At 69.8% G+C, this 26351-nt stretch carries 31 protein-coding genes and 3 pseudogenes; 18 read left to right on the top strand and 16 right to left on the bottom strand.

Going from position 1 to position 26351, the window contains the following annotated elements:
- The first annotated feature begins 123 nt into the window (after positions 1-123).
- From AC0VY3_RS07760 to AC0VY3_RS07750, 3 genes are all read left to right on the top strand, one after another.
- The gene (locus tag AC0VY3_RS07760) at positions 124-891 is read left to right on the top strand and encodes a hypothetical protein (RefSeq protein ID WP_098024384.1); all 768 of its coding nucleotides are present in this window, start codon (positions 124-126) and stop codon (positions 889-891) included.
- A 71-nt stretch (positions 892-962) separates the two neighbouring features.
- A complete protein-coding gene (locus AC0VY3_RS07755; protein ID WP_475549273.1) occupies positions 963-1367 on the top strand; it encodes a hypothetical protein in 405 nt (134 codons plus the stop codon).
- On the top strand, positions 1361-1729 hold the full coding sequence (locus AC0VY3_RS07750; RefSeq protein WP_475549272.1) for a hypothetical protein: 369 nt from the start codon (positions 1361-1363) through the stop codon (positions 1727-1729). The genes AC0VY3_RS07755 and AC0VY3_RS07750 overlap by 7 nt, the downstream gene beginning before the upstream one ends.
- A 102-nt stretch (positions 1730-1831) precedes the next feature.
- Here AC0VY3_RS07750 and AC0VY3_RS07745 read toward each other — a convergent pair whose 3' ends face one another.
- The 6 genes and pseudogenes from AC0VY3_RS07745 to AC0VY3_RS07720 all read right to left on the bottom strand — a co-directional run bounded on the left by AC0VY3_RS07745 (position 1832) and on the right by AC0VY3_RS07720 (position 6336).
- Complete coding sequence (locus AC0VY3_RS07745) at positions 1832-2632, bottom strand: HEAT repeat domain-containing protein (protein WP_475549271.1); 801 nt, start codon at positions 2630-2632, stop codon at positions 1832-1834.
- A gap of 157 nt (positions 2633-2789) precedes the next feature.
- Complete coding sequence (locus tag AC0VY3_RS07740) at positions 2790-3728, bottom strand: MerR family transcriptional regulator (RefSeq protein ID WP_475549270.1); 939 nt, start codon at positions 3726-3728, stop codon at positions 2790-2792.
- Between the two features lie 70 nt (positions 3729-3798).
- Positions 3799-4002, bottom strand: coding sequence for a DUF397 domain-containing protein (locus AC0VY3_RS07735; RefSeq protein WP_475549269.1), 204 nt, complete (start codon positions 4000-4002; stop codon positions 3799-3801).
- A 79-nt stretch (positions 4003-4081) separates the two neighbouring features.
- Positions 4082-4437: pseudogene (locus tag AC0VY3_RS07730) on the bottom strand (GntR family transcriptional regulator); the annotation flags it as partial.
- Between the two features lie 187 nt (positions 4438-4624).
- Positions 4625-5212 carry an HD domain-containing protein gene (locus AC0VY3_RS07725; RefSeq protein WP_475549268.1) on the bottom strand — a complete coding sequence of 196 codons (588 nt, stop codon included), beginning with the start codon at positions 5210-5212 and terminating at the stop codon, positions 4625-4627.
- A gap of 20 nt (positions 5213-5232) precedes the next feature.
- Positions 5233-6336, bottom strand: a complete 1104-nt coding sequence (locus AC0VY3_RS07720) for a helix-turn-helix domain-containing protein (RefSeq protein ID WP_475549267.1) — start codon at positions 6334-6336, stop codon at positions 5233-5235.
- A gap of 117 nt (positions 6337-6453) precedes the next feature.
- On the opposite strand from AC0VY3_RS07720, the gene tgmA reads away from it, so the two are divergent.
- Genes tgmA through tgmC form a run of 3 tightly spaced genes read left to right on the top strand, consistent with a single transcriptional unit; the run spans position 6454 to position 8837 of the window.
- Complete coding sequence (gene tgmA / locus AC0VY3_RS07715) at positions 6454-6708, top strand: putative ATP-grasp-modified RiPP (protein ID WP_475549266.1); 255 nt, start codon at positions 6454-6456, stop codon at positions 6706-6708.
- Positions 6709-6711: 3 nt separating this feature from the next.
- On the top strand, positions 6712-7671 hold the full coding sequence (gene tgmB, locus AC0VY3_RS07710; protein WP_475549265.1) for an ATP-grasp ribosomal peptide maturase: 960 nt from the start codon (positions 6712-6714) through the stop codon (positions 7669-7671).
- A complete protein-coding gene (gene tgmC / locus AC0VY3_RS07705) occupies positions 7668-8837 on the top strand; it encodes an ATP-grasp peptide maturase system methyltransferase (RefSeq protein ID WP_475549264.1) in 1170 nt (389 codons plus the stop codon). Before tgmB ends, tgmC begins: the two co-directional genes overlap by 4 nt.
- A gap of 55 nt (positions 8838-8892) precedes the next feature.
- Here tgmC and AC0VY3_RS07700 read toward each other — a convergent pair whose 3' ends face one another.
- Both AC0VY3_RS07700 and AC0VY3_RS07695 read right to left on the bottom strand, forming a co-directional pair.
- Complete coding sequence (locus AC0VY3_RS07700) at positions 8893-9102, bottom strand: DUF397 domain-containing protein (RefSeq protein ID WP_475549263.1); 210 nt, start codon at positions 9100-9102, stop codon at positions 8893-8895.
- A 78-nt stretch (positions 9103-9180) separates the two neighbouring features.
- Entirely contained in the window at positions 9181-9939 is a 759-nt protein-coding gene (locus tag AC0VY3_RS07695) for a GntR family transcriptional regulator (RefSeq protein WP_475549262.1), read from the bottom strand.
- Between the two features lie 286 nt (positions 9940-10225).
- On the opposite strand from AC0VY3_RS07695, the gene AC0VY3_RS07690 reads away from it, so the two are divergent.
- The 5 genes from AC0VY3_RS07690 to AC0VY3_RS07670 all read left to right on the top strand — a co-directional run bounded on the left by AC0VY3_RS07690 (position 10226) and on the right by AC0VY3_RS07670 (position 13196).
- The gene (locus AC0VY3_RS07690) at positions 10226-10486 is read left to right on the top strand and encodes a hypothetical protein (protein ID WP_475549261.1); all 261 of its coding nucleotides are present in this window, start codon (positions 10226-10228) and stop codon (positions 10484-10486) included.
- A gap of 41 nt (positions 10487-10527) precedes the next feature.
- Positions 10528-10908, top strand: a complete 381-nt coding sequence (locus AC0VY3_RS07685; RefSeq protein ID WP_475551650.1) for a hypothetical protein — start codon at positions 10528-10530, stop codon at positions 10906-10908.
- Between the two features lie 29 nt (positions 10909-10937).
- Complete coding sequence (locus tag AC0VY3_RS07680; protein WP_475551649.1) at positions 10938-11339, top strand: hypothetical protein; 402 nt, start codon at positions 10938-10940, stop codon at positions 11337-11339.
- Between the two features lie 4 nt (positions 11340-11343).
- Positions 11344-11724 carry a hypothetical protein gene (locus AC0VY3_RS07675; RefSeq protein WP_475549260.1) on the top strand — a complete coding sequence of 127 codons (381 nt, stop codon included), beginning with the start codon at positions 11344-11346 and terminating at the stop codon, positions 11722-11724.
- Positions 11725-11906: 182 nt separating this feature from the next.
- Positions 11907-13196, top strand: a complete 1290-nt coding sequence (locus AC0VY3_RS07670; RefSeq protein WP_475549259.1) for a hypothetical protein — start codon at positions 11907-11909, stop codon at positions 13194-13196.
- A gap of 76 nt (positions 13197-13272) precedes the next feature.
- Here the strand turns inward: AC0VY3_RS07670 and AC0VY3_RS07665 are convergent.
- A pseudogene (locus tag AC0VY3_RS07665) lies at positions 13273-13785 on the bottom strand (MmyB family transcriptional regulator); the annotation flags it as partial.
- Between AC0VY3_RS07665 and AC0VY3_RS07660 the strand changes: the two are divergent.
- Positions 13772-14185 (top strand): annotated as a pseudogene (locus AC0VY3_RS07660) (Rossmann-fold NAD(P)-binding domain-containing protein); the annotation flags it as partial. The pseudogenes AC0VY3_RS07665 and AC0VY3_RS07660 overlap by 14 nt on opposite strands.
- Positions 14186-14485: 300 nt before the next feature.
- Here the strand turns inward: AC0VY3_RS07660 and AC0VY3_RS07655 are convergent.
- From AC0VY3_RS07655 to AC0VY3_RS07645, 3 genes are all read right to left on the bottom strand, one after another.
- Positions 14486-14719, bottom strand: a complete 234-nt coding sequence (locus AC0VY3_RS07655) for a DUF6243 family protein (protein ID WP_103510123.1) — start codon at positions 14717-14719, stop codon at positions 14486-14488.
- Between the two features lie 191 nt (positions 14720-14910).
- Complete coding sequence (locus AC0VY3_RS07650) at positions 14911-15114, bottom strand: hypothetical protein (RefSeq protein ID WP_242739736.1); 204 nt, start codon at positions 15112-15114, stop codon at positions 14911-14913.
- Between the two features lie 100 nt (positions 15115-15214).
- Complete coding sequence (locus tag AC0VY3_RS07645; RefSeq protein ID WP_103510124.1) at positions 15215-16597, bottom strand: glycine--tRNA ligase; 1383 nt, start codon at positions 16595-16597, stop codon at positions 15215-15217.
- Between the two features lie 231 nt (positions 16598-16828).
- On the opposite strand from AC0VY3_RS07645, the gene AC0VY3_RS07640 reads away from it, so the two are divergent.
- From AC0VY3_RS07640 to AC0VY3_RS07625, 4 genes are all read left to right on the top strand, one after another.
- The gene (locus AC0VY3_RS07640; protein ID WP_475549258.1) at positions 16829-17869 is read left to right on the top strand and encodes a metal ABC transporter solute-binding protein, Zn/Mn family; all 1041 of its coding nucleotides are present in this window, start codon (positions 16829-16831) and stop codon (positions 17867-17869) included.
- 45 nt (positions 17870-17914) lie between these two features.
- Positions 17915-18709, top strand: a complete 795-nt coding sequence (locus tag AC0VY3_RS07635) for a metal ABC transporter ATP-binding protein (protein WP_103510126.1) — start codon at positions 17915-17917, stop codon at positions 18707-18709.
- Complete coding sequence (locus tag AC0VY3_RS07630; RefSeq protein WP_242739740.1) at positions 18709-19608, top strand: metal ABC transporter permease; 900 nt, start codon at positions 18709-18711, stop codon at positions 19606-19608. Before AC0VY3_RS07635 ends, AC0VY3_RS07630 begins: the two co-directional genes overlap by 1 nt.
- Before the next feature lie 122 nt (positions 19609-19730).
- Positions 19731-20165, top strand: a complete 435-nt coding sequence (locus tag AC0VY3_RS07625) for a Fur family transcriptional regulator (protein ID WP_030077956.1) — start codon at positions 19731-19733, stop codon at positions 20163-20165.
- 62 nt (positions 20166-20227) lie between these two features.
- On the opposite strand, the gene AC0VY3_RS07620 is transcribed toward AC0VY3_RS07625, so the two are convergent.
- The 4 genes from AC0VY3_RS07620 to leuA form a co-directional block, all read right to left on the bottom strand.
- Positions 20228-21043: an isoprenyl transferase gene (locus AC0VY3_RS07620; RefSeq protein ID WP_103510128.1), complete on the bottom strand. Its 816-nt coding sequence runs from the start codon at positions 21041-21043 to the stop codon at positions 20228-20230.
- 62 nt (positions 21044-21105) lie between these two features.
- Entirely contained in the window at positions 21106-21852 is a 747-nt protein-coding gene (recO, locus tag AC0VY3_RS07615) for a DNA repair protein RecO (RefSeq protein WP_218527577.1), read from the bottom strand.
- 54 nt (positions 21853-21906) lie between these two features.
- Positions 21907-22611, bottom strand: coding sequence for a TerB family tellurite resistance protein (locus tag AC0VY3_RS07610; protein WP_475549257.1), 705 nt, complete (start codon positions 22609-22611; stop codon positions 21907-21909).
- Between the two features lie 224 nt (positions 22612-22835).
- Positions 22836-24632, bottom strand: coding sequence for a 2-isopropylmalate synthase (gene leuA, locus AC0VY3_RS07605; RefSeq protein ID WP_103510130.1), 1797 nt, complete (start codon positions 24630-24632; stop codon positions 22836-22838).
- Positions 24633-24921: 289 nt separating this feature from the next.
- Between leuA and AC0VY3_RS07600 the strand changes: the two genes are divergently transcribed.
- Positions 24922-25998: a M4 family metallopeptidase gene (locus AC0VY3_RS07600; protein WP_475549256.1), complete on the top strand. Its 1077-nt coding sequence runs from the start codon at positions 24922-24924 to the stop codon at positions 25996-25998.
- 58 nt (positions 25999-26056) lie between these two features.
- Positions 26057-26323, top strand: coding sequence for a protealysin inhibitor emfourin (locus AC0VY3_RS07595; RefSeq protein ID WP_103510131.1), 267 nt, complete (start codon positions 26057-26059; stop codon positions 26321-26323).
- Positions 26324-26351 lie beyond the last annotated feature (28 nt).

Here is a 26351-nt window from a genome sequence, read left to right as displayed (position 1 = left end):
ACCACCACCGCCGATGCCCCATCGTGATGAGCGGCTGTACAACCCCGCGTGGACACCGGCTGTCTGTAAAGCGTCCGGAGGGTTCAGCCTCCGGCACCTTTCCGTACGGAGATCGGGGATCAGGTGGGGAAGCGGGTCTGGAGAGCCGTCGTGGCCGGCGGTGCGGCGGCGGTGTTCACGGCCGTGGCCGCGGTGCCGGCCGGGGCGGCCGAGGGCGGGGCCTCGTTCAGCCGTATCCAGGTGAACGGCGGCAAGCCGATCGTGATCGGGACGACGAAGGAGGTCGCGGTGCCCGCGTCCTTCCGGATGACGACCACGAAGCAGTGGAAGGCGCCGGGGCTGTTGTTCCTCCACCGCAACAAAGGGGAGGAGCAGTTGTGGCACTCGATCGAGACGAACGACTGCCCCACCAAGGGCCCGGGCATCTGCGACATCAACGAGCGGATGTACTTCGACCCGAGCGTGTGGGACATGCGCAACAGCGAGGCCGGGGCATGGCGGGTCGGGGCCCAGGTGCACTTCAAGGACGGCAGCGGTGACACCGACGACAAGGGCATGGCGGTATACGTCAAGCGCAACTCCCGCCTGACCGTCAACGCCGCGCCCGAACCGGTGGCCAAGGGCAAGACCATCACCGTGACCGGAAAGGTCACCCGGGCCAACTGGGAGACCAGGAAGTACGCCGCCTACGGGGGCCGCCACGTCAGCCTGCAGTTCAAGCCTTCCGGCTCCTCCTCGTACACCACGGTGAAGAAGGTGTACGCGAACGGCTCGGGCAACCTCAAGACGACCGTGAAGGCCGCAAAGACGGGCACCTGGCGCTGGTCGTACGGCGGCAACACCACCACCGGCCCGTCGAAGTCGTCCGGTGACAACGTCGTGGTGAAGTGACACCCGTCCGTACCCGGCGGGCCGACGGGAGTCGGCCCGCCGGGTACGGACACGGCCTAGGGTGGCCCCTCATGGACCACCACCCCACCGATGCCCTGCCGTTGCTGGAGTTGCTGTGCTCCGCCGACGAGATACGGGTCCCCGGCGAACTCACGTCGTCTGGCCCTCACGAGCACGCTCCCGACGCGGTCGTGGACGCCTACCTGATCGACGGCGGCCGGCTGCTTCTCACCCTCTGGCACGGCCGGCTGCACGAGGTGATCTACCAGACCCCGGCGGAGTCCGGAGAGGACGCGGCGCGACGCAACGACCGGCTGTTCGCGCACTACGGACAGGGCGAGGGCTGGAACGAGATCCTCGACAACGGTTTCGGCAAGACCTATCGGGGCGCCGGTCAGCGGCGGTACGCGCTGTGGAGCTACGTCATGGACTTCATGACCTTCGGCACGATGGAATTCCATCAGGTCAAGTGGTAGCCGGACAGAACCCGGCCGAAGGCGAAGCGTACGGCGGCTTCGGCGGGCGTGACCGACTGGCGGCGGCCCGGCACATCGTGGACGGCGGCCGCCCCCTCAGACCGGAGCCGGTCGACACCGGCGTCTCGGCTCTCATGATTCAGCCGCAAGGAGTCTGGGACGAACACACGCTGACGGGCATCGAGTTGGCGTCCTGGGCTCTGATCGTGTCGGGGGTACTCACAGCACTGCTCACGGCGACCGCCGTGTCGCGTCGAGCTATCAGTCGATGGTGGCTGGCGCCCCCGTCGGCCATCCTCGTCGCAGGCTTGGCTCGCCTGCAGTACATCGGATACGCGTACCCGGTGGGGAACGGCGGCTGAGCGGCGAAGCGATCCCGGCTCCTCTCCACGCGTCGCCCGGCCCCTCACCACGCGTCGCCCGACTCGTCACGGCCGCCTGCCCACCGTGGCCCCTGCCCTCGGTCACCCCGGATCGCGGACCGCTTCCACCGCCTCCCGGACATCCCGGTGCGGGTCGTCGGCCAGGCCGTCCAGCAGCTCGGCGACACCGGGAGTAGACCAGCGGGCGACCGCCCACACCAACTCCTCCCGCACCCCGGGGTCGGGGTGGGCGGCGAGACCCCGCAAGCGGTCGACAGGTCCGCGCCGACGCATGCCGAACCAGTGCAGGGCGTCCCGCAGCGCTGCCGGGTCCCCGGAGTCACCGGCCTCGACCCGGGCGAGCAACACCTTGACGGGTGGCGGCGGACCGTCCAGCGGATGCGGCAGCCGCTCGCGCAGGCGCCGCGCCCCGTACCCGCCGCGCACGCGGCACCCGAAACAGGTGCAGGGGCGCACACCATGTGCGTCCGGCAGGTACCGCCAGCCCGCGACCTGCGGTGCGGTGCGGATCCGGTGCACTTCGCGCGGCCGGATCGCCCGGGGGACGAACACCTCCCATCCGCGCGGGTCCTCCAGCGCCGCGATCCGCCCTACCGACTCGGCTGCGGAAACGGTGGCCCGGGCGTCGGGTGCCCGGTCGGTGTAGCGCCCGACCAGCACGTCCTCGGCGTCGTCGAGTCGCACATGGACGGCCACGAGCCCGCCCCGGCTGCCGAACCGGGCGAGCTCGCGCAGCCATTGGTGGGTGAGGGTGTACGAGGGCAGCACCGGAAAGCAGTGGACCCCGCGCGCGCCGCCCTGCCCATGGCCGGCCGCCCGGATCCCGGACCGCCGGATGCGCGGTGCGTTCGCCGCTGAGGTCAGGTGCACGAACATCGCCATGGCACGGGATGTTAGTCACCGGCCCGAATCGTCGGACGGATCCGACGGGTCGGCGATGCGACAGGGCCCTTGGGGGCACGCATCGACCCGTCATGTGCGGCGGTGTTCTCGGCCGACGCCGACCGCGTGCGGCCCATGCCGCCTTGCGGCCGCACCGTCATCGCGGCGTGCGGACACGCAGAGCCTGAACGGACCAGTCGAGCACCGGAGCCAGACTCTCCGGGGCCGGCCAGCCGTTGACCACCGCGAGCAGCTGGAAGTACCGCTCCCCGCGGGGGCCGTTCACGCTCTCCAACCGAGTCGCCAGCAGGCGGCGAAGCTCGACGCCGTCGGGGCGGCCGAGGAGCTGCGCGTAGTGCGCCGTGAACGCCGCGACGACCGGATCGGCCTGGGCGGAGGCCGGGTCCAGGCCGGCGGCCAGGGCCGGGCCGGCCTCGTCGCGGGCGGCGGCGGCGATGTCGCGGCGCGGGACCGCCATCCCGCTCCGGGCCTGCTCGACTGCCAGTCCCTCGATCATCCGCCGCACCATGGCGCGGAAATCCGGGTCCAGCGACATTTCCGCCAACTCCACCCACGCCTGGACCTGTTCCACGTCCGGGTTGTCGGGCAGCTCAGGGGTCATCGAGCGCATGGCAGCCGCGAACGCGGGGGCGGCGTCGAGACCGTCGAAGACGGCGTCGAGGAATTCGCCGACCAGACGTCGGCGTTCGTCCTGGGAAAGCTGGGCCAGCCGGCGCATGAGTTCCGTCTCCTCCGGTGTGGACCCGCGCTCGGCCACCGCCGTCAGCACCGCACGCCGCATGCTCAGGACCCGGATCTGCACCGCCAGCGCTTCGGCGTGCGCCGCGGCGACCGCGGGAAGCGAGAGCTCGCGGTCCACGACCTTGCGGATCGTGGGAAGGTCCAGTCCCAGCTCGCGCAGGGTCCGCACGAGGTCCAGGCGTGCGACGGCATCGACGGTGTAGAGGCGGTAGCCGGCCGGGCTGCGGTCCGTCGGCGCCACGATTCCGCGATCGGAGTAGAACCGGATGGTCTTGACCGTGAGCCCCGTCCGCCGGGCAAGCTCGCCGATCGAGTAGAGCGTGTCGCCGTTCATGCCCCCACCTTTGCGTCTCCCCCTACGGGAGACGCAAGCCCCTTCGGCCTTCCGTCGGCCCAACCGCTCCTCAGTCGAACGCCCCACCCTCAACGCCCGCGACGAACGCCGCGAAGGCGGTGACGGGGACGGCGACCACAGGGCCGTCCACGACCTTGGAGTCACGGACCGGGACGATGCCGCGCGTGGCGGCGAGGTTGGCGGCGACCTCGACGCAGTTGCCGCCGTTGCTGCTGTACGAAGACGTGGACCAGCACGGGGATTCGGGCATCACGGGTGTCCCTTCGCCGGCAAAAGCCCCACCATGCACGACGGGGTCGAGCGCGCACCAGAGGGCCTTCCTTCGGTCGGCGTTACGCGTCGAAGTCGTACTCCAGGACGTACGCGGCGGCATCGAGCACCATCTCGTTGACCTCCACGACACACCCCTTCTCCGCGTAGGCAGTCCGGCAGACGAGCATGACGGGCGTCCCGGCCGAAGCCTGAGCTACGACGTCGACAGGAGGACCGGCTTGCCGTCCAGCACGAACCGGCGCCTCCTGATCCAGACACGCTCACCTTCTTCGAGAGCGAGCACGCGCGCAGCGTTCTCCGGGCGGGCCCCCTCACGCACCTCTACTTCGTCCACCACCAGGTTCCGGCCTGCGAGGTCCGCCTCCCGGAGAGAGCGCCCGGTCCCCCACTGCTCGCGCGCCAGACGCTGAATCCCGACGTTTGAGCGGCCGAGGTTCGGGCTCGCGCGCCCGCTACCGATCATGGTCAGGTTGTAGGCCGGGGACGCGATCGTACGGGGCGTGGCGGTGGTCGACACCACGTCTCTGCCACGGCAGCCCCTGTGACCGGAGTTGCTGACGCCTACGCCATTGACGCCGCGCCCCCCGTACCGCTTCCCTGGCTCAGCGCAGATACGTCCGCTGCCACTCGATCGACGTCATCGTGAGCGCGGCCTCGGCGAGTGACTGAGCAGAAGCGGTCTTGAGCTTGGCGATGCTGCTGTCGATCCAGGGCTGGACGTTGGAGCAGCCCTGTTCACGGTATTCGACGGCTTGGAGGAGGCATTCGAGCTTGTCGGCATCGTGCGCGCAGACGACTTCGAGGGAGTCGCCGTTCTCGTACTCCTCCACGATCCGCTGGGCGCCTGCCTTCACCGCCGGATGCGCGGCCGATACCTGGTCGGCGGTGACCTTCTCGTTGGCGGCCGCTTCGAGGTAGCGGCGGCCGATGTGGGGGATATCCCCGACGCGGGTCTCCTGGGTGTCGTGCCACAGGCCGAGGAGAGCGGCCTTCGCTGGGTCGGCGCCCTCCATCATGGCGAGTACCGAGCCGATGAGCGCGACTCGGAAGCTGTGCTCGGCAATGGTCTCGGGGTCCTTCACCCCCGCGATCCACCAGCCGGACCGCTTGGCGCGCTTGAGCATCCCCATCTCCAGCAGAAAGCCTGTGGTGCCCTTTACCTGCTCCTGGTCCTGCTCTGCGTCCGCCATGAAGTACGACCTCCGATGTGTCATGTGCGGTTCTCGCGTAGAACGTAATCCACCGCACTGAGTTCGCGCCTCGCCCGCTGGGAGATCCCGTCCTGATCGAGGAGTCGGGCGGTCTGTGCGGCCAGACCCTCCGCAAGAACCGGATCTGCCAGAGGCAGCCACCGGTTGGTGGTCAGCAGAGCCCATAGCGAGTGGACGTAGAGATCCATGTACGCCGGAGCCTGGTGGAGGCCGGTGGCAAGTCCACGCAGCAGTCGCACAGGCTCCCAGGTCGACGGGCCGTGCCGCATGAAGCCGTCGTCCGGCTGGGCTTCGCGAATCGAACCGAACCAGTAGGCCCAGTAGTTGAGATTCGCGATCTCAGCGGAGTCGTCGCCCGCCAAGCCTCTGTCGATGAAGTCCAGCAGCGGTTGATGGTCGCCAAGCCTCACCAATGCGACGGCAGTTGATCGCGCGGTGGCCCAGCGCGGAGTCCAGCCACGGACGGAGATGAGGTCGCGGCTGCTGCGCAGATCCTGCACCATCCACGATGCCGCCTCGGAGCCCAGGTCGTAGGAGCAGAGGTAGAGGCACTGGCGGTGGAGCAGCAGTCCGTCCTCTCCAGCGTGCAACGCGGATTCGGCGATCTCGCGGAGGTGCGCGAAGAACACGCTTCGATCGGGCGCCGACAGGAGCGGTGCCTTGGCCACGGGACCGCGACGCCCCGTCGCCGCTCTGCGAGCCAGAGCGGGCGGAACGGTCCCGTTCAGAGCCCAGGCGATCATGTGGGCCGTGTCGCGGGTGTGCACCCAGCTCCCGAGTGGATGACGGGCACCGGCCCTCGGATGGATCGTGGAGGTGATGACACGGTCCGCGTCCATCGCCGGGTCGAGAAGGTGAAGTACACCGGGGTCAGCCCCCAACGCGAGTAATCGGCGCCGAGTGTCGAGCAGGACACCGGCCTTCACGTTGGTGAGCGGTCGTCGCCCGGTCTCCCAACCCTGCCACGTGGCGAGGTCAACCCTCATCGCTTCCGCCATACCGGCCTGCGTGCGGATGCTCGTGCTCTCCCTGGCCATGCGGAGAACGAACCCGGCGATCGTGCCCGCAGTTGCACGTCCGCGTCCGGATCCCTTCACGGTCATGCCGCACCCCCGGTGTCCTTCGGTTTCCCAAACCCGTACCTCCGGTCAGTCCTACTCCATCGACGGTGACCGTAGCTTCTGGTTCGACAACAACCACCCGTCGTCAAGGAGGTCTGCATGGCTACCGCAGTTGAGCCCCACATGCGCCCCTGGGGCTCCGACAGGCTCGCCCCGTACCCGACCGTCGCTCGCCGCCCCCACGCATCGATCACGCTCGACCCCGACACCCAGCTCGGCATCTTCACCGACCGCGTCGGCACAGTGATCGAGATGGGCAAGCACGGCACCGCCAGAGGCACCGAGACAAGCACGGTCACGAACTCGGACTCCGCCCCCGACCAGGGGCACGACCAGGACTCCGTGCAGGACTGACCGATGACCGACAAGAGGCCGGTGCTGGTTGCCACAGAGGCGGACGACCTCACCGCCGACATGGTGATCAGAGAGCTGAATCGGCGGAACGTTCCGGTGGCCAGGTTCAACCCCGCCGACATCGGAGCGACCCTGACAATCTCCGCTAGGTTCGGGAGCGGCCCGGCCTCCGTGGCCGGGCAACTCCGCACGCCGTCGCGGACTGTGGAGCTGGCCGAGGTCCGGTCGGTGTACTGGCGCCGCCCGGTGTGGCCCGCGTTCGACCATCTCGAACCGGACGACGCACGGTTCGCGGCGGCCCAGACCCGCTACGGGCTCGGCGGCACCCTGTACGCCCTCGATGGACCGCTGTGGGTCAACCATCCGCTGCGCAACGCCGCCGCCGACTACAAGCCGACCCAGCTCGCGGTTGCCCAGCGCCTCGGGCTGACAGTTCCGTCGACGCTGGTCACGAACCACCCGGACGAGGCGCGGTCCTTCATCGGCGACCACGAACAGGTGATCTTCAAGACGCTCCGGTGGACGCCTTACCAGCGAGGTGGTGTTCCTGTCACCGGGTGGGCCGACCTGGTCACGGCGACAGAGATCGACGAGCGCGTGGCTGTGGTGCCGCACCTCTTCCAGGCCGTGGTGAACAAGGTGGCCGACCTTCGCGTGCTGGTGGTCGGCCACGAGGTGTTCGCCGTACGGATCGCGTCCGGGATGCTGGACTGGCGTAAGGATTACTCAGCCCTGTCCTACCGCGTGGTGGACCTGCCCGACCACGTGGAGAAGGCGCTCCTGGCGTACCTGGCCCACTTCGGTCTGGCCTCGGGAAGCTTCGACTTCGCCGTCGACGAGGCCGGTGGCCTCTGGTGGCTGGAGCTGAACCCGAACGGGCAGTGGGGGTGGCTGGAAGAGTCCACCGGCCTCGCGATGTCCGCCGCATTCGCTGAACTGCTGACTCAAGGAGTTGCTCCATGACCGACACCGCTCAGGAGCGGCGAGCACTCGCCGGACGCCTGGAACAGGCGGGCGTTCTCATCAGCTCCCCTTGGCGGGCGGCGGTGGAGGCTGTTCCCCGCGAGCTGTTCCTGAACCCTGGCGTGTTCCTGCCCACGGAAGACGGCCGGTGGCAGCCGCTCACCGCTGCCGGGAGCGACCCGGCCGAGTGGGTACGGATCGCCTACCGCGACGAGTCCCTGACCACTCAGCTCGACGGACACCTCACCGCCGACCAGGTCAGCGGCCCCGTGACCGGCTCCCCGACCTCCTCGTCCACCACCCCGGTCACCGTCGTGGACATGCTGGAGAAACTGGAGGTGGAGAACGGCCAGCAGGTCCTGGAGATCGGCACAGGAACCGGCTATTCCTCAGCCCTCATGTGCTCCCGCCTCGGGGAGGACGCCGTCACTACAATCGAAGTGGACCCCGCCGTCTCGGCCCGCGCGGACGACGCCCTGGAAACCGCCGGCTACTCGACCTGGACCGTCACAGGCGACGGACTCCTCGGCCATCCTCGCCGGGCCCCGTACGACCGCACCATCGCCACCTGCGCGGTGCGCCGCATCCCCTACGCCTGGATCAGGCAGACCAAGCCGGGCGGCATCGTCCTCGCCACGGTCGGCGGCTCCTGGCATTACGGCACCGGCCTGGCGAAGGTCACCGTCGCAGAGGACGGCAGCGCCGAGGGCGCGATCATCGGCCGTAGCTCGTTCATGCAAGCCCGGTCCCAGGCGGAAGCGCCCATCAGCGGTGACCTGTCGGCCCGCACGGCCTACGCCGACAGTGAGCGCGAGACCAAGGTGTCCCCGCTCCTGCTGGAAGAGTGGATGCCTGCGTTCTTCGCTCAGCTCGCGGTTCCTGGGGCGCGCTTCACCCGCGCCACCTCGCCGGAGGGCTATCGGCTGTTGCACCTCTTCGACTTGGAGCGCGAGTCCTTCGCCTCGTTCACGAAGAACGACGGCACCTGGACAGTCCGCCAGGGCGGCCCCGTGGCCCTGTGGGACGCGATCGAGCGGGCTCTCATCGCCTGGCAGGACGCGGACCTCCCCGACATCACCGAGGTACGGCTCCGGGTCACGAAGGAGGCCCACACCTATTGGATCGACGGCCACACCGCGCTCCGCTGGCAGCACGACCTGGCCTGAGCAGCAGGATGCCCCACCACGCGCGGCACGGCGGGGCATCCTGCTGCTCGGTTCCTCAGACGGTGTCGAACGTCCCGCCCTGAACGCCCGCGACGAACGCCGAGAACGCGGTGACGGGTACCTCGACCACAGGCCCGCCCACGACCTTGGAGTCACGGACCGGGACGATGCCACGCGACGCGGCGAGGTTGGCGGCGACCTCAATGCAGTTGCCGCCGTTGTTGCTGTACGAGGACGTGAACCAGCACGGGGATTCGGGCATCACGGGCGTCCCTTCGCCGTAGAAGGCACCACCATGCACGACACGGCCGAGCGGGCACCAGAGGGCCTACCCTGGGCGGTGTTACGCGTCGAAGTCGTACTCCAGGACGTACGCGGCGGCATCGAGCACCATCTCGTTGACCTCCACGACACGCCCCTCCTCCGCGAAGGCCGTCCGGCAGACGAGCATGACGGGCGTCCCGGCCGGAAGCCTGAGCCTCGCTGTCTCTTCGGGCAGCGGCATGCGCGAGCGGATCTCTTCCCGGAAGTGGACCGGACCATGGCCCAGTTCGGCGAGCCGGGCATAGATCCCGCCGGGCCCTGTGTCCGGCTGGGTGATCGCTGATCCCTCGACCAGAGGTGCCGGGAGGTACGAGGTCGACAGGAGGACCGGCTTGCCGTCCAGCACGAACCGGCGGCTCCTGATCCAGACACGCTCGGCCGCTTCCAGGCCGAGCACACGCGCCGCGTTCTCCGAGGCAGTCCCCTCGCGCACTTCCACCTGGTCAACCACCAGGTCTCGATCTCCGAGGTCCGCATCCCAGACGGAGCGTCCAGATCCCCACTGCTCGCGCATCAATCGAGGAATCCCGCGACGCCTGAGCGGCTGGAAAGCCCGCACGAAGACTCCAACGCCTTTCCGCGCTTCCGTCAGGCCTTCGCTCTGGAGCACACCCAAGGCTTGCCGAGCTGTCATGCGCGCAACGCCGTACTGCGACATGAGGTCGTTCTCACCCGGGAGGCGTGCCCCAGGCTCCAATGCCCCTGACTGGATCTCTGCCTTCAAGGCTTTTGCGATCCGCTGGTACTTGGGCTCACGGCCAGTGGCGTCGGTAGCCATCTACGGGTTCCTCTCCTCTCTAGGCAGCCTAGTCGCGCAAGGCACTCACGCGACATCCGGGAGGCCACGCGAGTCGATTCACGCGCCTGACCAGGGCATTGTGCGTGAATCGTGAGTCGACTCGCGTGGCCCGCGTCACCTCGTCGACGGTGCGGAACTGGACCGGTCGCCAACAGATTCGATTGACATCTCTAGAGATCTAGAGTTCTCTAGAGATGTCAATCGAAGTGGCGGCACAGAAGCACGCTGCTCGGCAACCGTGCCGCGACGACACGAGGAGCGATGCATGTGCAGCGAAAATGTGCGCCTGGACGCCCCGGACCCTCCGCGCGCCCCCGCCCCCGGAACCCTCATGGTCGACACCAGCCGCGCCGACCGCGTGGGCGAATTCCGGGGCGTCGCCGGCCCCTACTGGTCGCTCCGGCCCGTCGGGGGCGGCGCGGAGTGGGAGGCCGAGCCCCGCCACGTACGCCCCGCGCTCCTCATAGAGCAGCTCCGCGCCCGTACCGCGCGGCTCAACGCCCGTAGCCGGGGCGAGGTCCTGTGAATACGTACCCGCATCCGCATCCCCTCGCCGAACTCGTCCGCATGCGGCGCGCAGCGGGGTACGCCGCCGAGGTCACCGTCTCCGACGGGCAGCGGTTCGCCACCCTCGGCGGGGTCGCCGTACGGAACCGGCGGCTCGTCCTCCTCTGGCTCCGGCGGCAGGCCCTCCGTCTGGCCAACGGTCACGGGCTTCCCCTCGCGCCCGAGCCCGTACGGCTGCCGACCGGCGACGTACGACCGGTCCGCTTCCACGGATCGCACGCCCCGCAGGAGTTGCGCCGCTGGGCCACCCACGGGCCGTGCCAGGACCACGCGATACGGGACCTGGAGGCCGGGTTTCCCGCGCTGTTCACCGTTCTCGATCCCGCCGTCGGGCTGAGCCTGACGCTCGCCGGGTGGCGCGGCCGCCCCGCTGACCAGTAGTCCTCTGCCACGAACCGGAGTTGAACGTCGTGCTCCAGTGCACCGCCGTCACGTTGCTTCCGCCCGATGCCGTGTCGCGGCTCACCGCCCCCGGGGCCGACGGCCCCGAGGATCCCGAACCGTACGTCCTGTGCGAACTCGGCACGCACGACGACGGCCCGCACACCGAACACGCCGCCTACCTCCGGCCGGGCAGGACTCCCGACTCCCCCGCCCTGTGGTTCTTCTGGACCGGCAGCGGCCCCGAACGCACCCACCGGGCCGAGTCCGCCCCCTGGTGCCCCGCCGTCCTCCGCCGGCTCGACTCCGGCCTCGTACGGCGGTGCGCGCTCTTCGACCACCACACCGCGCCCCACTCCTGGGACGTGACCGACCCGCTCGGCGACCTGATCGCGGAGCGGCTCGTCCCCGGCGACTCTCCCGAAGGGTGACCCCGTGACCGAGAATCAGTGCACCGCCGTCGCGTTACTGCCGCCTCCGAAGCACGTACTCGCTCTGTCGGCGCACGACGGCCACCACCGCCCCGAGGCCGGGCACGTCCTCTGCGAACTCGGAGAAGCCCACGACGCGGCGCACGCCGCGATGCTGTGGGACGAGGGCGGGCGGCCCGGAAGCGCCGTCTGGATCCGGTGGGGTGCGGAGCGCGCCCGGCTGCGGCCACTCCCCTGGTGTGCCGCACGCGACCCCCGCGACGCGGACGCCGCGTGCGGACTGTTCAACGGGCACCCGTCCGAGCACAGTTGGGAGATCACCGACCCCACCGACGAAGCCATCACCAAGGAATTGGCCCGACAGCATCCGCATTTGTTCCGCTAGTCGAGTCCGGCGGCCCGCGTCCCGTGGACCGCCGGTCAAGGGGGGTCTGTTCACCGGCGGCGTGGAATTCCGGCGTGAAGATGTCACATCCATCATGACAGGTCAGGAGGCATTTCCGTAGGAGTAACGGCACAGCTGAACCGCCTTGTGGGGCCTTGTTCGGGGCACCCAGAATCTCCGTCATGAATCAGTGGGGGAAAGTCGATCAGGACGACATCGTGCGGGCGAGAAATGTGCTGCTCGCCTCGGGGCGCCGCACACTGCGCGAGGAGGTCGACGCCTATCGGGTGCTCGCTCAGGTCAGCCCCGCCGCGTACCTGCCGCTCCTGGCCAGGAAGCTCCAGCATCTCAGCTACGGTGGCTCCGGCACGTGGCATCCGTCCTCGCTGGAGCTGTGCGAGGAGGCGGTCGCGGCGGCGCGACGCATCGATCCGGCCGAACCCGCCCGTGCGGACGTCCTGTACCAGGCCCTCAGGTCGTGCCAGCGAGAGCTGTACGACGAGGGTCGACGTGCCGAAGGCCTGGCCCTGCGCGCCGAGATGCTCGCCATCAGCCGCGCGCAGGCCGAACGGTCCGGGAAGCCCGTCGTCAAAGGGCTGAGTAAGTGGGCCGCCGGGCTCTCCGAAGAAGGCCGGTATGCCGAGGCCGCCGACGCCATGGACGAGTTGGTCGCGACGCTCCTGCCCGAGGGACGCAGCGACGGGGCCCTTGCCTGGTCACTGATGCAGTGGATCGCCGCTCTCCACGACGCCGGCCGATCCGGCGAAGCACGCGCCGCGTTCGAGCGGTTCGTCGCCATGGAAGCGGACGAAGCCGCGAGGAGACGCGGCCCGGTGATCTGCCATCTCCACGCGCTCATCGGGTACGCCGGGATGCTCGACCTCCACGGCCGGAACGAACAGGCGGCCCGCGTGCGGCGGGAGGCACTCGCCGTGCTGACGGAGCTGACCGAGCGGGCCGCGTCAGGTGAGCGGCTGTCCTGGGGCGGCTACGAGGCGTCGTTCTGGGCGGTGCTGCTGACGGTCTCCGGCACGGAAAGCATGCGGCCCTGGTCCGACGGGCCACGTGCACCCTCGGGTACGGATCCGATGAAGTGGTCGCCCGATGCCCGACAGCGCTACTTCGACAGCCGTGATGCCCTGCGCCGTGCGGTGGACGCCCTCGCCGGACGAGCCGCCGAGGATCCGGCGGCGCACCTGGCCGAACTGATCCGGCTGCAGAGCGTCCTCACCGTCCGCTCCGCCGTCTACTGGCGGAACCGCACCCATCTGTTCGCGGAGCAGGTGCGCCCCCTCTTCGACGAAGGAGTGGCCCTGGCCCGTCGGCTGCCCCGGTACGACCCGGCCGAGGGGCCGCGCACCCTGGCCAGGACCCTGATCGAACGGTCGGCCTTCCGCATCGCCGCCCACGAGTTGGGCCCCGCCCTCGACGACTTCCGCGAAGCCCTGAGCCACCTGGGCGAGACCGGCTGAACGGCGTGGACGACGCGTCCCGCTCGTAGGCCGGGCCGGGGCCAGGTGCCGGCGGGCGTTCCCCGCGGCCCCCGGCTCAGCGCAGCGTCTGCGTCCCTATGACCGACAGCAGCCGCAGCCGTTCGTGGCTCTCGCTGCCCGGTGCGGCCGTGTACACCAGCAGGCTGTGGGACTGGTCCAGGTCCAGCAGGCGCTGGCAGTTCAGCTCCAGGACGCCGACCTCCGGGTGGACGAAGCGTTTGACCTGGTCGGGGCGGATGCCGATCTCGTGCTGGTCCCAGAGCCGCCGGAACTCCTCGCTCTCCTCGCGCAGCAACTCGGCGCAGTGGGCGGCCCGGGAGCCGGTCCCCCGCAGGGTGGCCAGCTCCCGCAGGCCGGAGGCGAACATCCGGGAGAGGAAGGCGTGGTCATCGGCCACGTACAGCGTCCGGGTGGCAGGGTCGGTGAACCACCGGTAGCCGATGCTGCGCGCGAGGCCGGAGTACCGGGTCGTGTCGCCGGTGAGGGCGACGCCGAGCGGGGTCTGCCGTAGCGTCTCGCCGAGCTCCGTGACGATCTCGGCGGGGGTGTCGTCCAGCCGGTCGAAGATCGCCTTCGGGCTCTTCGGCCTGGAGCTGGACCGGCGCAGCCGGGCCGAGAGCTGGGGCATCACCAGCAACCTGTCCCACCCCGGCATCGCCCCCACGAGCCTGCTGGCCGCCCGGCCGGAGGTGGGACGCGCCAAGGACACGTTGGGCGTGCGGATGATCCGTCTGCTGTCCGCCCGGGGGCTCGTGGTCGGCACCGTGGAGGGCGCGAAGTTCCCCGCGCTGTACGCCGCCACCTCGCCCGACGCCCGGGGCGGCGCCCTGTACGGGCCGAGCGGCCCCGGCAACATGGGCGGCCCGCCCGCCGAGCAGGAGCTGTACGGCCGGCTGCGCGACGCCGAGGAAGCCCGGCGGGTGTGGCGGGTCTCGGAGGAACTGGCCGGGGTTTCGCTGCCGGGCTAGGAGGTGTCCTGTCGACCGACCGGCCACACGGCGAGGAGCCCGAATACCGCTTGGCCCATCACCGCGTCCCTTCGCGGGCCGTGCTGAAGACCCTGCACGCCAACCTCGGCTGACACACCGGTGCCCCCCAGTTCGAACTCGACACAGGGGCCCGGTTCTTCGCCCGGCACCCGCATGCGGACCGGGCGGCGTCCGGGACCGCTTTCACGGCACCCCGAGACACATGAGCGTGGGCCCGGATCACTGATGATCCGGGCCCACACCGTCGTACGGGTACTCCTCAACCGCTCAGGTACCGGCTCAGCTCTGCGCGGGCGACGCGTCCTGCTCCGCGGTCGGCTCGCCGTTCTGCCCGGCGGTCGCGGCCGCCTGGGCCTCGGCGCGCTCGCGCATCTTGCGGACCAGTTCCTGCTTCTTGTCCTCGGCGGCCTTGCGGTCGGCGCCTCGCGCGGAACCCGCGCCCTGCTGTTCGGCGCGGGACAGCTTCTTGCGCTGTCCGCCGACGCCGAGCAGGTTGTTACGGCTCTTGGCCATGGCGTTCTCCCCTGTGGGGTGTGAAGTGAGTCAGGTGAAGGTGTTCGGGGGCCGGTCGCGCCGGTCCCCGGGCTGCGGCGGGGAGTTCACACCCGCCGCGCTCTCACTCGTAGATCTGGAAGAACGAAGACATGCCGGAACCGTACCGCGCCCCCCGCGAGCGCCGCACCAGGTTTTCGGGCCGCCGGGCCTCAGGCCGTCGGGTCGACCGTCGCCTGATGGGCCTCGGCCAGATGCTCCTCGGCCTTCAGCCAGGGCAGGAACTGCGCCGAGCGGCGCCATGCGCAGGTGGAGCAGGTCAGTCGGCGCGTCATGCCCGACTTCTTCACCTGCACGACGTGTTCACGGCCGTGCTGGTCCCATCTGCTGACCTTGCTGGTGGTGATCGACGGCATCGCGTACCTCCCGGAACGGCGGCGGGGGCTCCGGTGGACCGTACGACGAAGCCCCCGGTTCCGTACCCGGAACCGGGGGCCTCACGCACCTGCGCGGGTATCAGCAGCCGAGCAGACGGGCGCCGAGGTACGCCTGGATCTGGTCCAGGGAGACGCGCTCCTGCTTCATGGTGTCGCGCTCGCGCACGGTCACCGCGTTGTCGTCGAGGGTGTCGAAGTCGACGGTGACGCAGAACGGGGTGCCGATCTCGTCCTGACGGCGGTAGCGGCGGCCGATGGCGCCGGCGTCGTCGAACTCGATGTTCCAGTTCTTGCGCAGGTCGGTCGCCAGGCCCTTGGCCTTCGGCGAGAGCTGCGGGTTGCGCGAGAGCGGCAGCACCGCGACCTTGACCGGCGCCAGGCGCGGGTCGAGGCGCATCACGGTGCGCTTCTCCATGACGCCCTTGGCGTTGGGCGCCTCGTCCTCGACGTAGGCGTCCAGGAGGAACGCCAGCATCGCGCGGCCGACACCGGCCGCGGGCTCGATGACGTACGGCGTCCAGCGCTCGTTGGCCTCCTGGTCGTAGTACTGGAGGTCGGTGCCCGACGCCTCGGAGTGCGCCTTGAGGTCGTAGTCGGTGCGGTTGGCCACGCCCTCCAGCTCGCCCCACTCGCTGCCGCCGAAGCGGAAGCGGTACTCGATGTCGGCGGTGCGCTTGGAGTAGTGGGAGAGCTTCTCCTTCGGGTGCTCGAACCAGCGCATGTTCTCCTCGCGCATGCCGAGGTCCGTGTACCAGTTCCAGCGCTGGTCCATCCAGTACTGCTGCCACTCCTCGTCCTCGCCCGGCTTGACGAAGAACTCCATCTCCATCTGCTCGAACTCACGGGTCCGGAAGATGAAGTTGCCCGGAGTGATCTCGTTCCGGAAGGACTTGCCCATCTGCGCGATGCCGAACGGCGGCTTCTTGCGCGAGGTCTGCAGCACCTGGCCGAAGTTGGTGAAGATGCCCTGCGCGGTCTCGGGACGCAGGTAGGCGACCGAGCCGGAGTCCTGGGTCGGGCCCAGGTGGGTGGAGAGCAGACCCGAGAACTGCTTGGGCTCGGTGAAGGTGCCCTTGTTGCCGCAGTTGGGGCAGTTGAGGTCGGCGAGACCGTTGACCGGCGGCTTGCCGTGCTTCTCCTCGTACGCCTCCTCCAGGTGGTCGGCGCGGTAGCGCTTGTGACAGGAGGTGCACTCGGTCAGCGGGTCCGAGAAGGTGGCGACGTGTCCGGAGGCGACCCAGACGTCCGGGGCAAGGATGACCGACGAGTCGAGACCGACCACGTCCTCGCGCGCGGTGACCATGTAGCGCCACCACTGACGCTTCAGGTTCTCCTTCATCTCGACGCCCAGCGGCCCGTAGTCCCAGGCGGCCTTCTGGCCACCGTAGATCTCACTGCAGGGGTAGACGAAGCCACGGCGCTTGCTCAGGCTGACGATGGTGTCGATCTTGTCGGCGGCCACGGTGCTCTCTTCATTGCGACGGCGAAATGGGACAGGGGCGGCGCGAAGCGCCTCGATGGGGGGTGGTGGTCGGGAGACGGGCGGGCGAATGACTCAGATTACCGGCGCGTGCACCCCCTGGATCAAATCGGTAGGGGCCCGGAGGAGATCCCGAGCCGCCACCTCGTGATCTTCCGGGCATCTCATCCGCCTTGTTGACAATCGTTTCCACTTTTGTTGAAAATGACTGTCATGAACGTACGCCGCCTGATACCCACCACCGCCGTCGCCGGAGCAGTCGCCCTCGGTCTGACCGCTCTCTCCGCCTGCTCCACCTCCGACGCGGCGGACGGGAGCAACGGCGACAAGCTGAAGGTGACGGCGTCGTTCTACCCGATGCAGTTCCTGGCCGAGAAGATCGGCGGTGAGCACGTCGCCGTCACCAGCCTCACCAAGCCGGGCGTCGAGCCGCACGACCTGGAGCTCACCCCCCGCCAGATCGGCTCCATCAGCGAGTCCGACTACGTGCTGTACCTCAAGGGCATCCAGCCCGCCGTGGACGACGCGATCAAGCAGTCCGGTGTGAAGAACACCGTCGACGCCGCGACCCTCACCACGCTGGAGAACCACGGCTCCGAGGTCAGCGGCCACGACCACGGTCACGAGGGCGAGGAAGAGCACGCGGACGAGCACGACGACGAGCACGGCCACGAAGAAGAAGCCCATGAGGAGCACGCCGAGGGCGACGGCCACAACCACGGCGAGGAGGGCGGCGCCGACCCGCACATCTGGCTGGACCCGGTGAAGTACGCCGAGGTCGCCAAGGGCGTCGGCAAGTCGCTGGAGAAGGCCGACCCCGACCACGCCGCCGACTACAAGAAGAACACCGAAGCGCTGGTCGGCGAGCTGGGCGAGCTGAACACGGCGTACGAGACCGGGCTGAGGAACACCGCCACCAAGACCTTCATCACCACCCACTCCGCCTTCGGCTACCTCGCCGAGCGCTACGGACTCACCCAGCAGGGCATCGCGGGCATCGACCCCGAGGCCGAGCCGAGCCCCGCCCGGATCCAGGAGATCCACACCATCGCGGAGAAGGAGAAGGCCACCACGGTCTTCTTCGAGACGCTCGCCAGCGACAAGACCGCGAAGACCCTCGCGAAGGACACCGGACTGAAGACCGGCGTTCTGGACCCGCTGGAGGGAATCACGGAGAAGTCCCAGGGCGCTGACTACATCGAGGTCATGAAGTCCAACCTCACCGCGCTGCAGAAGGCCCTCGGCGCGAAGTGACCCGCACCACCCGCACCACTTGTGACATTCGGATCGGAGGCGCTCGTGCCGGAGCGTGAGAGCACCACCCACGAGCCCGCCCAGGAGCCCGTCATAGCCCTGCGCGGCGCCACGGCCACCCTCGGCGCGCGCCCCGTGCTGCGCGGCGTGGACCTGACCGTCCGCCGCGGCGAGGTCGTCGCGCTGCTCGGCGCCAACGGTTCCGGCAAGTCCACCGCCGTACGGTCCGTCATCGGGCAGGTCCCGCTCACCGGCGGCAGCGTCGAGCTGTTCGGCACCGAGCTGCGCCGCTTCCGCCGCTGGGGCCGGATCGGCTACGTCCCGCAGCGCACCACGGCCGCGGGCGGCGTGCCCGCCACGATCCGCGAGGTCGTCGCCTCCGGCCGGCTGTCCCGTACGGGGCTGCGGTGGCCCGGGAAGGCGGACCGGGCGGCCGTGGACCGCGCCATCGCGCTGGTGGGCCTGGCCGACCGCGCCAAGGACTCCGTGAGCGCGCTGTCGGGCGGCCAGCACCAGCGGGTCCTGATCGCCCGCGCCCTGGCCGCCGAGCCGGAGCTGCTGATCATGGACGAGCCGATGGCGGGAGTGGACCTGGCCAGCCAGGAGATCCTCGCCTCGACCCTGCGCGAGCAGGTGGCGCTGGGCACCTCCGTGCTGCTGGTGCTGCACGAGCTGGGCCCGCTGGAGCCGCTGATCGACCGGGCCGTCGTCCTGCGCGACGGCTGTGTGACGCACGACGGGCCGCCGCCGGAGGCGCTCGGCCAGCACGCGCTGCCCGGCCACGACCACGTACACCCCCACGCGGCCGCCGAGCCCGTCCGGACGGGACTGCTGACCTGATGCTCTTCGAATTCCTCAACCCTCCCTTCATGCAGCGGGCGCTCATCGCGGCCGTGCTGGTCGGCATCACCGCGCCCGCCATCGGCATCTACCTGGTGCAGCGCCGGCAGGCTCTGATGGGCGACGGCATCGGGCACATCGCGATGACCGGCGTCGGCCTCGGCTTCCTGCTCTCCACCAACCCCGTGTGGATGGCGACCGCCGTCGCGGTGGCCGGTGCGGTCGTGATGGAGCTGATCCGCTGGTACGGACACACCCGCGGCGACCTCGCGCTGGCGATGCTGTTCTACGGCGGTATGGCGGGCGGCGTCATGCTGATCAACCTGTCCGACACCGGCTCCAACGCCAATCTGACCTCGTACCTCTTCGGCTCGCTCGCCACCGTCTCCGAGTCGGACGTGGTCGCGATCTGCGTCCTGGCGGCCTTCGTGGTGCTGGTCACGGTGGGGCTGCGGCGGCAGCTGTTCGCGGTCAGCCAGGACGAGGAGTTCGCCCGCGTTTCCGGACTTCCGGTGCGGGTGCTGAACCTGCTGGTCGCGGTGACCGCCGCCGTGACCGTGACCGTCGCGATGCGGGTCGTCGGCCTGCTGCTGGTCAGCGCGCTGATGGTGGTGCCGGTGGCGGCCGCCCAGCAGATCACCAAGTCCTTCAAGGTCACCTTCGTGCTGGCCGTGGTGATCGGCACGGCCGTGACCCTCACCGGCACCGTGACCTCGTACTACCAGGACGTTCCGCCCGGCGCGACGATCGTGCTGCTGGCCATCGCGGTGTTCGTCGCGCTGACCGCGCTCGCGGCTCCGCTCGCACGACGGCGGGCGCGGGCGAGCGAGACGAAGGGTGCCGAGTGCACCCTGGAAGTACCGGCAGCCCGCCGGGACCGGGACGACGTACGGGTGTGACGGCCACGACAGCCGTGACAGCGGTACGTGTGACGGAGTCGCACCGTACGTGTTCGCCGGGGGCACCCGGCCGGGCTGGCACAATGGCCCGACACATGTACGGGCGACACGAGGAGGCACCTGTGGCCACGGCGCCGATCAGTGGCACGAACGCAGCGCCGGTACGCGGCCGGTCCACCCGGCAGCGGGCGGCGGTGGCGGCGGCGCTCGACGAGGTCGACGAGTTCCGCAGCGCCCAGGAACTGCACGACGTCCTGAAACACCGCGGCGACTCCGTGGGCCTCACCACGGTCTACCGGACCCTGCAGTCCCTCGCGGACGCGGGTGAGGTCGACGTACTGCGCACCACCGAGGGCGAGGCCGTCTACCGGCGGTGCTCGACCGGTGACCATCACCACCACCTGGTCTGCCGGCTCTGCGGCAAGGCCGTGGAGGTCGAGGGACCGGCCGTCGAGCAGTGGGCCGAGATGATCGCCGCCCAGCACGGCTATGTGAACGTCGCGCACACCGTCGAGATCTTCGGCACCTGCGCGGAGTGCGCCGGGAAGAAGGCGTGACGGACCTACGGAGAAGGGGCGGGCCCGGTGCATGACGCACCGGGCCCGCCCCTTCTCCGTACTCACTTGGCGGCTTCCGCCTCCTGCGCCCCGCCGAAGCGGCGGTCGCGCTGGGCGTACTCCAGGCAGGCCCGCCACAGGTCGCGACGGTCGAAATCCGGCCAAAGAACGTCCTGGAAGACCATCTCGGCGTACGCGCTCTGCCAGATCAGATAGTTCGACGTGCGCTGCTCACCGCTGGGGCGCACGAAGAGGTCCACGTCCGGCATGTCCGGGTAGTAGGTGTACTTCGCGAAGGTCTTCTCGTTGACCTTCGACGGGTCCAGCTTCCCGGCCGCCACGTCCTGGGCGATGCGCTGCGCGGCGTCGGCGATCTCGGCGCGCCCGCCGTAGTTCACGCAGAAGTACAGCGTCATCCTGTCGTTGTCCTTGGTCTGCTCCTGGGCGACCTGGAGCTCCTGGACGACGGACTTCCACAGCTTGGGCATGCGGCCCACCCAGCGGATACGGATGCCGAGCTCGTCCATCTCGTCACGGCGGCGGCGGATCACGTCGCGGTTGAAGTTCATCAGGAACTTCACCTCGTCCGGCGAGCGCTTCCAGTTCTCCGTGGAGAAGGCGTACAGCGAGAGGTTCTTCACGCCCATCTCGATACAGCCCTTGAGAACGTCCATGACGACGCCCTCACCGACCTTGTGGCCCTCGGTGCGGGGCAGACCCCGCTCCTTGGCCCAGCGGCCGTTGCCGTCCATCACGACGGCGACGTGCTGGGGCACCAGCTCGCCGGGGATCTTCGGAGGCGTCGCGCCCGAGGGGTGCGGCTCGGGGGTCTTGTACGTGCGCCGGTTACGGCCGCCGAGGATCCCGCGTACTGCCATGAGCTTCTCAGTCTCCCTGTGTCACTTCTCCACGCACCGCGTCGTCCGTCCGACGCACCGCGTCACTTCTCCACGTACCGCAGCGAGCGCAGGCCGCGCTCCAGATGCCAGTGCAGATAGGCGGACACCAGCCCGCTCCCCTCCCTGACATGGCGCGCCTCGCACACGTCCGCCGTCGCCCAGTCGCCGCTGAGCAGCGCGCTCAGCAGGGCCAGGGCCTGTGCCGAGGGTACGACGCTGCCCGGGACCCGGCAGTCACCGCATATGACGCCCCCCGCCGCGACGGAGAAGAACCGGTTCGGACCGGGCATTCCGCACTTGGCGCAGTCCTCGAAGCTGGGCGCGTACCCGTTGACCGCGAGCGAGCGCAGCAGGAACGCGTCCAGGATCAGATGGGGGGCGTGCTCGCCCCGGGCGAGGGTGCGCAGGCCGCCGACGAGCAGCAGATACTGCTGGACGGCCGGTTCGCCCTCGTGGTCGGTGAACCGCTCGGCGGTCTCCAGCATCGCGGTGCCCGCGGTGTAGCGGGCGTAGTCGGCGACGATGCCGCCGCCGTACGGCGCGATCGTCTCGCTCTGGGTGCAGAGCGGCAGCCCGCGGCCGACCAGCTCGCTGCCGCGGGCGAAGAACTGCACGTCGACGTGGGAGAAGGGCTCCAGGCGGGCGCCGAACTTGGACTTGGTGCGGCGCACCCCGCGGGCGACGGCGCGCACCCGGCCGTGGCCGCGGGTCAGGATCGTGATGATCCGGTCGGCCTCGCCCAGTTTCTGCGTACGCAGCACGATGCCGTCGTCCCGGAACAAGCTCATGGGCCCATTGTCGCCCACCGGGGCGCCCGGGCGGGGGCCGCTGCCGGGAAGGCGTTACGAGGGCGTACGGGCGGCTGCCGCCAGCAGGCGGGCGGTGTCGTCGGCGGGCAGCTGGAGGGCGCTGCCGACGGTGGTCAGCACCTGGCGCTCGGCGGCGCAGTAGGGGCCGTCGGCCAGCGCGATGCGGGCGCCCTGGAGGAGGACGGACTCGCGGCCGGCGGTGGCCAGGTGCGGGGCGAGCGGGGCCAGCACCTCGTGCAGCTCGATGGCGAGGGTCGGGCCGCAGGCCTCGGCGGCCGGGTCGGTGCCGGAGCCGCGTCCGGTGTCGGCGGCCAGCACCTCGACGACGGTGAACAGCTGCTCCTGGGTGCAGTCGTCGAGCCCGGCGTCGCGCACGGTGGCGACGGCGGCCTCCAGGACCGTACGGGAGGTGGTGCCACCGGCCGCGAGGACGGCCAGGGTGACGGTGTGGACGGCCTCGCGGAGCATCGCGGAGAACCGGGTGGTGGTGGGGTGGTCCAGGGCCTCGGGGGCGTAGTGGGCGAGGCAGGCGGCGCACTCGACGACGGGCTCGGCCTCGCCCCGGCGGACCAGCGGGACGCCGAGGACGGTGAGACGGCGGCGGCCGGTGAGCCGACGGTAGTTGCGGTCGCCCCCGCAGCCGGGGCAGAAGAAGGCGCCGTCGCCGACGGCGTCCCAGACGGTGCGAACGCCGCAGAGGACCGGCCTCAGAGCGCGTTGTCCTTTGCCTGGTCGCACGTCGCACACCTCCGTAACGCTCCGGCAACATTGCCGTGTGTTGGACGTGATGTTAGCCACATGCATGATGTGGCGTCAGCCTCTGGGACGTCACAACCCTCGGATATGGCCGAACCCCGACCACCCGGAGCGGGCGGTCGGGGTCCTTCAATGCGGTGGTACGGGGGCGAACCGGACGTCCGTACGAAGAGGCGGACGCGTAGGCCCCACAGGCTCCGGACGGGTCAGCGGGCCGCGCGGTTCACCGCGGAGACGACCGCCTTCAGCGAGGCGCGGGTGGTGTTGGCGTCGATGCCGATGCCCCACAGGACCTTGCCGTCGATCGCGCACTCGATGTACGAGGCGGCCTGGGCGGAGGCGCCCTCGCTCATCGTGTGCTCGGTGTAGTCCAGCAGCCGGGCGTCGATGCCGATGGCCTGCAGCGCTTCGAAGAACGCGGAGATCGGGCCGTTGCCGGAGCCGGTGAGGACGGTGTCGACGCCGTCCACGACCGCCTCGACGGTCAGGGTGTCGGTGCCGTCGGTGTCGGAGGTGGTCTGGCCGGAGCGCAGCTGGATACGGCCCCAGGCGTTGTCCGGGTTCGGCAGGTACTCGTCCCGGAAGGTGGTCCAGATCTGCGCCGGCGTGACCTCGCCGCCCTCGGCGTCGGTCTTGGCCTGAATGATCCGGGAGAACTCGATCTGCATCCGGCGCGGCAGGTCCAGCTTGTGGTCGTTCTTCAGGACGTACGCGATACCGCCCTTGCCGGACTGCGAGTTGACGCGGATGACGGCCTCGTAGGAGCGGCCGACGTCCTTCGGGTCGATCGGCAGGTACGGCACGGCCCACTCGATGTCGTCCACGGTCCTGCCCCGGGCCGCCGCGTCCTTCTCCATCGCGTCGAAGCCCTTCTTGATGGCGTCCTGGTGGGAGCCGGAGAAGGCGGTGTAGACCAGATCGCCCGCGTAGGGGTGGCGCGGGTGGATCTCCATCTGGTTGCAGTACTCGCTGGTGCGGCGGATCTCGTCGATCTGCGAGAAGTCGATCTGCGGGTCGACGCCCTGGGAGAACAGGTTCATGCCCAGGGTGACCAGGTCGACGTTGCCGGTGCGCTCGCCCTGGCCGAACAGGCAGCCCTCGATACGGTCGGCGCCGGCCATGATGGCCAGCTCGGCGGCGGCGACGGCGGTGCCCCGGTCGTTGTGCGGGTGGACCGACAGGCAGACGTGCTCGCGGCGGGTCAGGTTGCGGGACATCCACTCGAAGCGGTCCGCGTGGGTGGAGGGCGTGGAACGCTCCACGGTGGCGGGCAGGTTGAGGATGATCTCGCGACCCTCCTCGGGCTGCCAAACGTCGCAGACGGCCTCGCAGACCTCCAGGGCGAAGTCCAGCTCGGTGTCGGTGAAGATCTCCGGGCTGTACTGGTAGCCGAAGATCGTCTCGGGGCCCAGGATCTTCTCGGCGTACTCCATGACCAGCCGGGTGCCGTCCACCGCGATCTGCTTGACCTCCTCGCGCGACCCGCGGAAGACGACCCGGCGGAAGGTGGGGGCGGTGGCGTTGTACAGGTGGACGGTGGCCCGGCGCGCACCGACCAGCGACTCCACGGTGCGCTCGATCAGCTCCTCGCGGGCCTGCGTCAGGACGGAGATCGTCACGTCCTCGGGGATCGCGCCCTCCTCGATGATGGAGCGGACGAAGTTGAAGTCGGTCTCGCCGGAGGACGGGAAGCCGACCTCGATCTCCTTGTAGCCCATCGTCACCAGCAGGTCGAACATCTCGCGCTTGCGGGCCGGGGACATCGGGTCGATCAGGGCCTGGTTGCCGTCGCGCAGATCGGTGGACAGCCAGCGGGGCGCCACGGTGATCCGGTTGTCGGGCCAGGTGCGGTCGGCGATGTCGACGGCCTCGTAGCCGCCGTACCTGTGGACCGGCATCCCGGACGGCTTCTGCAGCTGCGTCGCGTTGGTGATCGGGGTGGGGCGGCCGACAGAATTACCGGAGGGGTTCACGGTGTTACCGGCGGGATTCACGGTGGTCATGGCGTAGGGCTCCTCGGTCCAGCGGGTGTCGGCCGACTGTGTCGCTGCAGCACCAGACTCCGCGGGGAGGGGGTCGGCCTACGACTACAGGCCCTCGCCGCGGCAGCTAAGGAGAAGCAGCCCGAAACGCATGATGCGACGAGCGTAACCGAGTGTGGCCCGTGGTGTCGGTCCGTATCAGTATGCGGGACCGGACATCGATGACGGGTAAACAGTGACTCATCACTCCATTTCGTCAATCACCGTCGCAACCAGTGACAGGACGGTGACGGAGTGCCACAGTCGATGTATGCACCTTCGAACCGACGGCGAGTTCCACCCCGTCTTCTGCACCATCGTTCCGCCCCACGTCCTCGATCACCTGTCCCGGTCCGCCGACGCCCGGCTCGCGGATCCGGCCCGCCGCACCCTGGAGGCGGACGGCCTGCGCCGCAACCGCCGCCGGATGACGGCGCTCGCCGCCGCCCCGGCCGCACCGACCGCGGGCGCGGTGCCGACCAAGCCCCACCGCACCCTGTACGACTGCGGGAACGGCACCACGCTGCCCGGCGCCAAGGTCCGCGACGAGGGCGACAAACCCACGTCGGACGCCAGCGTCAACCGCGCGTACGCCGGCCTCGGCGCCACTTTCGAGCTGCTGCTCTCGGCGTACGGGCGCAGCTCGATCGACGGCAAGGGCCTGCCGCTGATCGGCTCCGTGCACTACGGCGAGGAGTACAACAACGCGTTCTTCGACGGCGAGCAGATGGTCTTCGGGGACGGCGACGGCGAGATCTTCCTCGACTTCACCGTCGCGGTCGACGTGATCGCCCACGAGCTGGCCCACGGTCTGACGCAGTACACCGCCAACCTGCGCTACGAGGGCCAGTCCGGCGCGCTCAACGAGTCCGTGTCCGACGTCATCGGCTCGCTGGTCAAGCAGTACTCGCTGGGCCAGAGCGCGGAGCAGGCCGACTGGCTGATCGGGGCCGGGCTGCTGGCTCCCCGGGTCAGCGGCGACGCGCTGCGCTCGATGAAGGCCCCGGGCACGGCGTACGACGACGACGTCCTCGGCAAGGACCCGCAGCCGGCCTCCATGGACGACTACATCGAGACGGCGGAGGACAACGGCGGGGTGCATCTCAACTCCGGCATCCCCAACCGCGCGTTCTACCTCCTGGCCACCGCGCTGGGCGGCAATTCCTGGGAGCGCGCCGGGCAGATCTGGTTCGACGTGCTGACCGGCGGCGAGCTGACGGCGAACGCGGACTTCGCGGAGTTCGCGCGGCTGACGGTCACGGCGGCGGGCGCCCGTTTCGGCGAGGGCGACGAGCGGGAGGCGGTTCTCAAGGCCTGGTCGGAGGTGGGCGTTCCGACCCGGGCGTGAACCGGCCGCCGAGGAGGCGGGGTTGAGTGCGGTTACGGCCCCCGATAGACAGGACCCCATGCGTATTCAGGTCAGCCGGACCGGCGGCTTCGCCGGCATCGCCCGCCGCCATGAGGTCGACACCGAGGGCCGGGCGGACGCCGCCGAATGGCAGGCGCTCGTGAGGGAGGTGCTCGGCTCGGCGCGGGACACCCCGGCGACCGGGGTGCCGGACGGCTTCCGGTACGCGATCACGGTCGACGGCCGCACCATGTACTGCGCTGACCCCGATCTGACCGGGGCGCAGCGCACGCTGATCTCACGCGTCCTCAAGGAGGGCGCGTGAGATCGGCCCCGGATGTTTCCCTCGACCG

This window comes from Streptomyces sp. iso_384 (genome assembly GCF_056172905.1).
Note: the sequence above shows the minus strand (reverse complement) of the source record. Positions and strands in the feature narration are given on the sequence as shown.